The sequence below is a fragment of the Clostridium sp. genome (genome assembly GCF_034179595.1).
Classification (GTDB): Bacteria; Bacillota; Clostridia; order Clostridiales; family Clostridiaceae; genus Clostridium.
In genome coordinates this window covers 1-7811 of record NZ_JAXFPT010000081.1, presented here as the reverse complement: position 1 = coordinate 7811, position 7811 = coordinate 1, and the positions used below count along the sequence as shown (strand labels likewise).

Below are 7811 nucleotides of genomic sequence, written 5' to 3'. Positions count from 1 at the left end.
AAACAAATAATATTAAATGATTTTATACAGAGAATATTTAGGTATAGAAGGGAGATTGACATAAAGTATGAGTGAAACAATTAGGGAAAAACTAGAAGGGCGTGTAAGTTATCATGACTCTGTTGAAGAGATGTTAAAGAGAATACAAACTGATGGACTTTCAAGTGTGTTTTCAAGATGGGAGCCACAAGAAAAAATAAGATGTAAATTCTGTCTTGAAGGATTAAGTTGTCAATTATGTACGCAAGGCCCTTGTAGGATTAATGAAAAAACAGAAGCTGATAAAGGGGTTTGTGGTATTGGGCCAGATGCTATGGCCATGAGAAATTTTCTTATGAGAAATGTAATGGGTGCAGCAACATATGCACATCATGCATTTGAAGCCTTTAGGACACTTAAAGCTACAGGTGAAGGTAAATCACCTTTTAAGATAAAAGATGAAACAAAACTTAGATGGATGTGTGAAAAAGTAGGAATAGATCAAAATCAAGATATAAATAAACTTGCAATAAAGCTTGCAGAGTTTCTTGATGAAGAAATGAAGGCAGGTCCTGATAAGCCTAGTGTAATGACAGAAGTTTTTGCACCTAAAAAAAGAAAACCAGTATGGAAAGAACTTAATATTTATCCTTCAGGTGTTGACCATGAAGTGCAAAATTCAATAGCAAGTTGCTTAACAAATGTTGATGGAGATTATGTATCACTTGCTATAAAAGGTCTAAGACTTGGACTATCTACAATATACACTGCACAAATAGGGCTTGAAATGGTTCAAGATATATTATTTGGAACACCTATGCCTCATGAAGTAAATGTTGACTTAGGTATTATGGATCCTGACTATGTAAATATAGTATTTAATGGTCATCAACCTTGGATAGGTGCTTTAACTATAGAAAAGCTTAGAAAAGGTGAATATAAAGAAGAAGCAATAAAGGCAGGGGCTAAAGGCATTAGAGTTGTTGGTTCTATTGAAACAGGTCAAGAATTACTGCAAAGATTTGAAGTTGATGATGTTTTTGTAGGTCTTATGGGAAACTGGTTAGCTATAGAACCATTACTTGCAACAGGAACAGTAGATGCAATTGCTATGGAAGAAAACTGTTCACCTCCAGCTATAGATCAATATGCTGAAAAATATCAATTAGCACTAGTTAGTATAAGCACAATAATAGGTGTGCCGGGAGCTGAACATAAAATGCCATATTACCCAGAGAAAGCAAATGAAATGGCAGATAATTTAATTAAGATAGCAATAGATAATTTTAAGAAAAGACATGGTAAAATAGAGCCTATGGTGCCTAAACATATAACAAAAGCTATAGCAGGGATTTCAACAGAAGCGGTATTAGGCGCTCTTGGTGGCAAACTTGATCCATTAGTTGATGTGATTGCAGAAGGCAAAATAAAAGGTGTTGTAGCACTTGCAAATTGCTCTACATTAAGAAATGGACCACAAGATTGGAATACAGTTAATATAACAAAAGAATTAATAAAGAGAGATATATTAGTTGTTGCAGGTGGTTGTGGTAATCATGCTCTTGAAGTAGCAGGGTTATGTAGTGCAGATGCAGCAGAAAAGTATGCAGGAGAAGGCTTAAAAGAAGTATGTAATATGCTTAAAATACCTCCTGTATTAAGTTTTGGTACTTGTACTGATACAGGTAGAATTTCAATGCTTGTTACAGCATTAGCAGACCATTTAGATGTTGATGTTCCAGATCTTCCTATAGCAGTTACTGCACCAGAATGGATGGAACAAAAAGCTACTATAGATGGTATGTTTGCAGTAGCATATGGAGCATATACACATTTATCTCCAACTCCATTTGTTACTGGAGCCCCTAATTTAGTAAAACTTCTTACAGAAGATGTTGAAGGCTTAACAGGTGGTAAAGTTGCTTTAGGAGATGATCCATTTGAAGCTGCAAAAGCTATAGAAGAACATATAATAAGTAAAAGACAAAAGCTTGGTCTTAAATAGAAATTGAATTTATAAATTGAGATATATATATAAAGCTTATAAAAAGAAGTCTATGATATTTTATCATAGGCTTTTTTGTTATAAAATAATATTGATTTTATAGTAGGTATAAGCTTCATACCTTATTTATTATTAAGAGAAGGGGAGAAAACAATATGATTAAGAAATTTTTGGGGTATGCAATTCCTTCAGCTTTAGCAATGTTTGTATCATCACTATATACAATTATTGATGGTATATTTGTTGGAAGAGGAGTTGGAGATAATGCATTAGCAGCAGTTACAATAGTTATGCCAATTACAATAATGCTGTTTGGTATAGCAACTATGTTTGCTGTTGGTGGAGGTGCATTAGTTTCAAAAAATTTTGGTGCACAAAAAGATGAAGAAGGAGTAAATGCATTTAGACAGGTATTTAAATTCCTTCTAATAATAAGCTTTGTAATAAGTTTAATCTTATGTATTTTTTCTAATACTATAGTAGATATTTTGGGTGCAACAGAACTTATTAAACCATTAGCAAATACATATTTAAGATATTATGCACTTTTTTGTATACCTAATTTAATTGGTATAGCTTTAAATAGCTTTATAAGAAATGATAATAGACCAAAATTAGCAATGGTATCAACAATACTAGGAGCAGTTACAAATATAATTTTGGATTATGTATTTATATTTTTATTTGGTATGGGAATAAAGGGAGCTGCAATTGCAACAGGACTTGGACAGCTTGTAACTGTATTTATAGTAATTCCTCATTTTATAATGAAAAAAGGTAAGTTAACATTTGGTAATGTAACTTTAGATAAAAAAGTTATAAAAGAATTTGCAAATATAGGTGTGCCTTCATTTTTAGCTGAGTCAGCATTTTCTGTAATAGTTTTTGTTCAAAATATAGCTGTAGCTAATATGTTAGGTGAAGGTGGTTTATCTGCATATGGCATTATAAATTATATAACTACAAACATATATATGGTACTTTTAGGCGTAACTTTTGGAGCACAACCACTTATAAGCTATAATTATGGGGCAAAAAATCCTGATAATATGATAAAAGTTTATAGAATTTCAAATTTAACTTCAATAATAATAACAACTATTTTTACGCTTGTATGTTTTATATTTGGGAGAAATTTAATAAATATATTTACAGCTGATAATAATATTTTAGAAATAGCATATAATGGACTTAATTTAACTAATTTAGGATTTTTTATTGTAGGACTTAATCTCACAACTACAGTTTATTATCAAGCAGTAGAAGCGCCTAAATATGCAAATTTAATGTGTATTTTAAGATCTGTAGTATTTTTGCCAATAAGTTTATTTATACTTGTTAAAGTTATTGGGGTTAATGGTATTTGGATAAGTCTTTTAGTATCAGAATTACTTTCACTTATAGTTATAAGAATTATTGCAAATGTAAGGAAATATACTAGATTGAATGTAATAGCTTAAAAGTTTTATGGGGGTTAGATTATGAGAAAATGGTGGCATGATAAAGTAGCATATCAAATATATCCAAAAAGTTTTTACGATACTAATTCAGATGGAATAGGAGATTTAAAAGGAGTTATAAGCAAACTAGATTATTTAAAAGATTTAGGTATTGATATAATTTGGTTATCAACTATTTATTGCTCTCCTATGGTAGATCAAGGATATGAGTGCATGGGAGAGGAGACCTAATACAAATAAGTATTATTTACATTCATTTGCAAAGGAGCAACCAGATTTAAATTAGGAAAATCCAAAAGTAAAAGAAGAAATATATAAAATGATTAATTGGTGGCTAGATAAAGGATTAGCTGGTTTTAGAATAGATGCTATCATGAATATAAAAAAAGATTTAAACTTTCAAGATTTTAAAGCTGATGGAAATGATGGACTTTGTGATATTGGTAATATATTAGATAAAACTAAAGGTATTGAGGAGATGTTATTTTTAAAAGTCAAATTGAAGCATTAGGAATTGGTTTTAAAGCAAATATTACTGAAAATCATGATGGACCAAGAGGAACAAGTCGTTATATAAAAGAAGGAGAATGCAATGATATTAGCAAAAAAGCTCTTGCAATTATAGAAGTAATGCGTAGAGGAATTCCTCTAAGAAAATCAGAAAATTATAGTGAAGCAATTGTATATGGAGATTTTATACCAGCTTTAGATGAGTATGATAATATTATTTCATTTTTCTATAATGGCGGATATTTAAGATGGGGATTCATTGCATTAGCAGTTCAATTAATATTTGCAATATTAATACCAGCTATTTTCATAAAGAAGAAAAGAGTACATGCATGGGCAGCTCAAGCACCTCAAACTGAAGAAGTTAAGGCAGCTCCAGTAATAGCTTTACTTACTCCATTTATACCAGTAGTATTAGCAATTGGACTTAAAGTACCAGTTATAGTTGGATTCTTAGTTGCAAGTTTCTTTGCACTAGTTGTATGTGGAAAATTAACATCATATAAAGTTGCTTCAGAAATATTTAATAAAACATTCTTTGATGGTGCAGTTGATACAGCTCCACTTGTTGGATTCATGTTAATGATTCCTATGTTTAATAAAGCAGCAGAATTATGTGTACCTTACTTTAATGCAGTATTAGGTGGATTAATTCCAAATAATACGTTTATAATATGTCTAGCATTTGCTATATTAGCACCACTAGGTATGTTTAGAGGACCATTCACATTAGCATGATGTGGAGCAGCAACACTTGGAATATTAAAGAGTGTTGGATTTGCAACTCCATTATTATTCCCATTAATGTATGCTCCAACTGTAACAATGAATATTTCATGTTGTATCACACAATCTTGGATTGTTTGGGGATTAGGATACACTAAGGTAGATACAAAAGACTTCTTAAAGTTAAGTATACCAGCAGGTTGGATAATTTGCTTTATTTTAAGCTTTGTTACTTACTTTATGTTTGGAAGATAGTATATAGATTTCCGCTTTACAAATTTGTAAAGCGGATTATTTTTGCAATTAAATTTACATATAACAAATTTGATAATAAAATCTATAAAAGAGATTATTATTATGATTAATATTAAACTAATAGTAATTTATTTAATGTTAGCTTAAGAAGAGGTAAATATTATGTATAAAAGAACTAAAGTTAGAGTTGGAATCGACGTTGGTGGAACACATACAAAAGCAGTAGCAATAGACAATCATACTCATGAGATTATTGGAAAATCTTCAGTTAAGACAACTCATGATGATAAAGCAGGAGTAGCTGCAGGCGTTGTGAAGGCGTTTCAAAATTGTCTTAAGGAAAATAATATAGAAGCTGAAGATGTTGTGAATTAAAGGTAGCTGAAGTAGCTAAAGAATTAGGAATGCCTATAACTATAGCTTCAGATATTACAAAATTATATGGTCTTACTAGAAGAACAAAGACAGCAGCTATAAATGCTAGTATATTGCCTAAGATGCTTGAAACAGCAGAAAGTACAGAAAAATCTGTCCATGATGCAGGAGTTAATGTACCACTTATGATAATGCGTGGTGATGGTGGTGCAATGGATATAAGTGAGATGAAAAAACGTCCTATAATTACTATGCTTTCAGGTCCTGCTGCAAGTGTTATGGGTGCTCTTATGTATTTACGTGTATCAAATGGAATTTATTTTGAAGTTGGAGGTACATCTACTAATATAGGAGTAATTAAAAATGGAAGACCTGCTATAGATTATTCAGTTGTAGATGGGCATAAGACTTATGTAAATTCATTAGATGTTACAGTACTTGGAGTAGCAGGTGGAAGTATGATTCGTGCAAATAATGAAAAAATAATAGACGTAGGACCTAGAAGTGCGCATATTGCAAGTATGGATTATTCAGTATTTACTCCATTTGAAGAAATAATTGAGCCAGAGCTTGAATTCTTTTCACCTAAAGAAGGAGATCCTGCTGATTATGTAGCTATAAAATTAAAAAATGGAAAGAGAATAACTATTACAAATACTTGCGCAGCAAACGTACTTAGATTAATAAAGCCAGATGAATTTTCATATGGAATGGTAGAATCAGCAAGGAAAGCGATGGAGCCTTTAGCTAAGTATTTAGGAAAAACAGTTGAAGAAGTAGCTAAGGATATACTTCAAAAATCCTTTGAAAAGATTAGACCTGTTATTTTAGAATTAACAGAAAAATATAAGCTAGATAGTAGTCAAATTTCACTTATTGGAGTTGGTGGAGGTACTTCATCATTGATTAAATATTGTGCAAATAAGATGAATATAAAATACAGTATTCCAGAAAATGCAGAAGTTATTTCATCTATTGGAGTAGCTTTATCGATGGTAAGAGATACAGTTGAGAGGGTTGTTCCAAGCCCTACGCCTCAGGATATAAAAAATATAAGAATGGAAGTTATAAATAAGGCAATAGAAAGTGGAGCTTCAGCTGACACTATAGATGTTCATATAGAAATTGATTCTAATACATCTAGGTTAATTGCAATTGCTACAGGTTCTACTGAAGTTAAATCAACAGATTTATTAAAAGAATGTAGTGAAGAAGAAGCTAAGGAATTAGCTGCATATGATATGGGAATTTTAGCAGATGAAGTAAAGTTAATTGAAAAGAATAGATATTTTTATATCTTTGCTGGTAATTCAAAAAATAAAGAATGTATTAGAATAGTAGATAAGAAGGGTTTTATAAAAGTTCAAAGAAATTATGGATATGCATGTAAAGTAAAAGCTAAAGAATATGAAAAAGTTATAAAAGCTATGTGGGAAGATCTTACTGTTTATAAATCTGATAGTGTATTAAGACCAGACTTTTATTTATGTATAGGTCCAAGAATTATGGATTTTGCATCAGGAGGAGATTATAATCAAATGATAATGCTTATGGATGTAAATATTCAAATGATAGACTCAGAAGAAGAAATTATAGTAGTGGGGGCAAAAAATGAAATCTAAAGATAATTTTGCAAATAAATTTATTAATGCTTTAAAAGGACATTCAGAATCAAAAGAAAAAAAGCAAATCAATATCCGTAATATAGAAGAAATTCTTAGAGATATAATGCTTATAAGTGATGAAAAATGGGGATTATATGGGTTTAGAAGAGAGCCTTTAAAAGGAAAATTTAATGATGAAGAAAAAGCTAATCGTATATTAAAAGCAAATGAATGTGGAAAAGTTCAAGCTAATAATATAAGAGAAAAGTATGGCAATATTAGTGTATATGATATAGCAGAAAAGTTAGGACTTGAAATTGATTATCCAGATAAGCCAAATGGTGGAGGGCATATAATATTTGCTCAATTTGTAGAGCCTAATAAAGTAACCCTATTTCAAGACAGTGTTAATAAAGCAAACAAATTAATAAAAGAAAAAAGTCTTGAGCATTTCTTTAAAGGAGTAAAAGCAGAAGAAACATTATTAGCACATGAAATATTTCATTTTTCTCGGATTTAAATTTATTGCTCACTAATGCTAAGCTAGAATTAATTTTTCCCTTTAATGGATGAACTGTAATATTAGGGTTTTTTAAAAGGCTTTAGCACATTATTAGCCATTAATGTTATACCTAAGTTTGATGAAGAAGTAACAACAACTAGTTCATCATCAGCTAAATGTATTACATTAAATAAATCTTTTGAAAGATTAAAATCTCTTACGATTGCAAGATCAATTTTTGAGTTTTCTAACATGTTTAAAACAGCATCATTTTCATCGTCAAGAATATGCAAATCAATCTGAGGATATTTGCTTTTGAATTTAGCAAGTGTTGAAGTTAGTCCGTACTGTGTTAATACAGCAATTGTATCAATATTTAGCTTATTTTTATTTGA

At 30.5% G+C, this 7811-nt stretch carries 8 protein-coding genes and 1 pseudogene; 8 read left to right on the top strand and 1 reads right to left on the bottom strand.

What is annotated here, in order from left to right; all coding sequences use genetic code 11:
- Nucleotides 1–67 precede the first annotated feature (67 nt).
- The 8 genes and pseudogenes from cooS to SPJ33_RS09840 all read left to right on the top strand — a co-directional run bounded on the left by cooS (nt 68) and on the right by SPJ33_RS09840 (nt 7434).
- A complete protein-coding gene (gene cooS, locus SPJ33_RS09860) occupies nt 68–1984 on the top strand; it encodes an anaerobic carbon-monoxide dehydrogenase catalytic subunit (protein ID WP_321117792.1) in 1917 nt (638 codons plus the stop codon).
- Between the two features lie 155 nt (nt 1985–2139).
- Complete coding sequence (locus SPJ33_RS09855) at nt 2140–3444, top strand: MATE family efflux transporter (RefSeq protein WP_321117791.1); 1305 nt, start codon at nt 2140–2142, stop codon at nt 3442–3444.
- Between the two features lie 18 nt (nt 3445–3462).
- Nucleotides 3463–4092 (top strand): annotated as a pseudogene (locus tag SPJ33_RS10670) (alpha-amylase family glycosyl hydrolase); the annotation flags it as partial.
- Nucleotides 4075–4692 carry a hypothetical protein gene (locus tag SPJ33_RS10665; RefSeq protein WP_414627228.1) on the top strand — a complete coding sequence of 206 codons (618 nt, stop codon included), beginning with the start codon at nt 4075–4077 and terminating at the stop codon, nt 4690–4692. The pseudogene SPJ33_RS10670 and the gene SPJ33_RS10665, both read left to right, overlap by 18 nt.
- A 66-nt stretch (nt 4693–4758) precedes the next feature.
- A complete protein-coding gene (locus tag SPJ33_RS10660; protein WP_414627227.1) occupies nt 4759–4935 on the top strand; it encodes a hypothetical protein in 177 nt (58 codons plus the stop codon).
- Nucleotides 4936–5097: 162 nt separating this feature from the next.
- Complete coding sequence (locus SPJ33_RS10655; RefSeq protein WP_414627226.1) at nt 5098–5310, top strand: hydantoinase/oxoprolinase N-terminal domain-containing protein; 213 nt, start codon at nt 5098–5100, stop codon at nt 5308–5310.
- 29 nt (nt 5311–5339) lie between these two features.
- A complete protein-coding gene (locus SPJ33_RS09845) occupies nt 5340–6932 on the top strand; it encodes a hydantoinase/oxoprolinase family protein (protein WP_414627225.1) in 1593 nt (530 codons plus the stop codon).
- A complete protein-coding gene (locus tag SPJ33_RS09840) occupies nt 6922–7434 on the top strand; it encodes a hypothetical protein (RefSeq protein WP_321117790.1) in 513 nt (170 codons plus the stop codon). Before SPJ33_RS09845 ends, SPJ33_RS09840 begins: the two co-directional genes overlap by 11 nt.
- Nucleotides 7435–7496: 62 nt before the next feature.
- On the opposite strand, the gene SPJ33_RS09835 is transcribed toward SPJ33_RS09840, so the two are convergent.
- The coding region (locus SPJ33_RS09835) for a LysR family transcriptional regulator substrate-binding protein (RefSeq protein ID WP_321117789.1) at nt 7497–7811 on the bottom strand (315 nt) is incomplete at its 5' end.

Coding starts and splice junctions, on each gene's coding strand:
- cooS (WP_321117792.1), top strand. CDS start 68: ATGAGTGAAACAATTAGGGAAAAACTAGAAGGGCGTGTAAGTTATCAT.
- SPJ33_RS10660 (WP_414627227.1), top strand. CDS start 4,759: ATGTATGCTCCAACTGTAACAATGAATATTTCATGTTGTATCACACAA.
- SPJ33_RS09845 (WP_414627225.1), top strand. CDS start 5,340: ATGCCTATAACTATAGCTTCAGATATTACAAAATTATATGGTCTTACT.
- SPJ33_RS10655 (WP_414627226.1), top strand. CDS start 5,098: ATGTATAAAAGAACTAAAGTTAGAGTTGGAATCGACGTTGGTGGAACA.
- SPJ33_RS10665 (WP_414627228.1), top strand. CDS start 4,075: ATGCGTAGAGGAATTCCTCTAAGAAAATCAGAAAATTATAGTGAAGCA.
- SPJ33_RS09840 (WP_321117790.1), top strand. CDS start 6,922: ATGAAATCTAAAGATAATTTTGCAAATAAATTTATTAATGCTTTAAAA.
- SPJ33_RS09855 (WP_321117791.1), top strand. CDS start 2,140: ATGATTAAGAAATTTTTGGGGTATGCAATTCCTTCAGCTTTAGCAATG.